General features: G+C 46.3%; 1 protein-coding gene. It reads left to right on the top strand.

Going from position 1 to position 587, the window contains the following annotated elements:
• On the top strand, positions 1-537 hold a 537-nt coding region (locus ACS8FD_RS22875), incomplete at its 5' end, for a dipeptidase (RefSeq protein WP_439277545.1).
• Positions 538-587: the final 50 nt, after the last annotated feature.

The raw sequence follows: 587 nt of genomic DNA, 5'->3' as shown, positions 1-587 counted from the left end.
CCTTTTCCGCACTCTCCTGATACGGGTACGGGACTTACCAACGACGGTAAAGACTTCATAGAAAAATGTGCCAAAAAGCGGATGGTCATCGATGTCTCGCACATGAATGAGCGCGCGTTTTGGGACACTGCCAAGATTATTGATCAGCCTATAGTCGCGACCCATTCCAATGCCCACGCGTTGTGTGCGCAGGCAAGGAACTTAACCGATGAGCAACTGCGCGCTATTAAAGAGAGTAATGGTATGGTTGGGGTCAATTTCGATGTGGCGTTTTTGCGTAGCGATGGCAAGCGCGATACGCACACCTCGCTTGATGTGATCGTCGAACATCTTGCTTATTTGGTTGAGCATTTGGGGGACAATCACGTGGGGTTTGGCTCGGACTTTGATGGGTGCCTATTGCCTGATGATCTAGCGGGTGTCAGTGATATCGACAAGCTCATTGAGCGAATGCAGCAGCGTCATTTTTCAGATACCCTTATTGAGAAAATCATGGCTAAAAATTGGTTTCGGGTGTTGGATAAGATTTGGCAGTGAGGGTAAAGCGTCTTTGATTTTCAAACTTACTTTATTCTTTTATATTTAAT

The sequence above is a fragment of the Psychrobacter sp. 1U2 genome (assembly GCF_051847575.1).
The sequence above is the reverse complement of the archived record's forward strand: the minus strand, read 5'-3'. Positions and strand labels throughout refer to the sequence as shown.